This window comes from Wolbachia endosymbiont of Pentidionis agamae, assembly GCF_036711655.1.
Classification (GTDB): domain Bacteria; phylum Pseudomonadota; class Alphaproteobacteria; order Rickettsiales; family Anaplasmataceae; genus JAZHPY01.
The window spans coordinates 1-1,523 of sequence record NZ_JAZHPY010000124.1 but is presented as its reverse complement, the minus strand read 5'-3'; the positions used below and the strand labels follow the sequence as shown (position 1 = coordinate 1,523).

The following is a 1,523-nucleotide window of genomic DNA, read 5'->3' as shown; positions in this document are numbered from 1 at the left end:
TATTTGTACTTCTGGACTGCTCAGCCTTCCGCCTAATCAAAAATTCGGCCACAGCAAACCAAACACAGTTTTCATTGAAATGCGTTGATTGTTGCGTAAATATTTTGGATATTGCATCACATTTTGAGAGTTGGGTAATTAGACCACACTCCCGGTCAGCACTCTTCTCTTTCCCGCAGCAGTGTTTAAACGCGTCGAACGCGTAATGAATTGCGTTCAGGCCTTGACCATTAAAACGATTAACGTTTGCATTTTTTGATATCAGAAATTCAACTGTCGACAACCTGTGGTATTTGATCGCCACGTGAAGTGGTGTCTCTGTTGGTTGTAAGCTATCACATTTCTTGCTTTCGTTGTTTACACCACAGACACCACTGGTCAATAATAAGTCGATTACATCGTTGCTGCCGTTCTGTGAAGCGATGTGAATTGCTCGGTAACCGTTACCATCGAACGCGCTTAATTCAGCGCCGTTGTCTATGAGTGTACGAACAGTTTTTGCGTCGTTATTTTTCACAGCATTTATTAACTCAACGCACAAAGACATATTTAATCGTAATCAAAATGTAAACCAAATTAGCGAAACCGTCGTTAACGTCATTTGCTAAACTGATTACTTAACAACGCAAACCGCGCAGGTGTACAATCAACGCATTGAGTTCGCAGAAATACACTGTTAGAGTTTAGCTTAGATAACTAAAGCTTTAAACAGTGTAAAACTCGTCATGCACAACCTTTGAATAAAAGGCAACTTTTTTTTATTTCATGGCAACTTCAATACTTTTCGATTTTTTTAATAAATATTTTCGCTTTTTATACATTACAATTTTTTAAATGAAAAAAAAATTATTTTTTACAAATCTACTCGAATTTTTGCTTTTGTTTAAACTTAAACGAGATATATGTTTTTAGCTAATTTTTTAAGTTTTACATTTCAATGACTTTTTATTTATAAATCTGCTTTTAAAATAGAGAACACTTTTGCAGCCTTAAGACATGGATTTACAACCCATTTGTCAACCCTTGAAATGTAAGTTAATTTGTTTTTACACGCTGTGATTGTGTTTTAATGTGCGACGCTCTTAAATGACAGATTAATTATTAAATGATAATTAAAAAAGATTGCGTCTATTAGGCGATAACATACATTTTGTATCAACTATTTGTGAGATCGAAAAGTACGGCTTCGAACTCCTCTCGAAATCAAAGCCAATACCCATTTCACTGCGTCACACTTAAGACACAGTTGACACAGATTGTGAACGTCACCGCATATCCGTAGCGGCGGCGACGCGTCCATTGAAGTTCGTTTAGACACGTGAGTATTCATGTTTTTCAAAAATTTAGTTATTTAAGGTTCGTTCAATGCAAGGCGTAATCGGTTGCGTTAAGGAAAAGAACCGGACTGAAATCGATTTTCGTGTGAACCGAGTTTCAGTTTTGATCGCAATCGTCGACTAATTTTCGATTTTTATTGACTTCAAAATTCGCCGACGAATTACTTTCCCACACAAGATGTGACA

The 1,523-nt window shown here is 36.4% G+C and carries 1 protein-coding gene; it reads right to left on the bottom strand.

The features are described 5' to 3' along the window. On the bottom strand, window positions 1-517 hold a 517-nt coding region (locus V6U76_RS05210), incomplete at its 3' end, for an ankyrin repeat domain-containing protein (RefSeq protein WP_333024080.1). Between the last annotated feature and the right edge of the window lie 1,006 nt (window positions 518-1,523).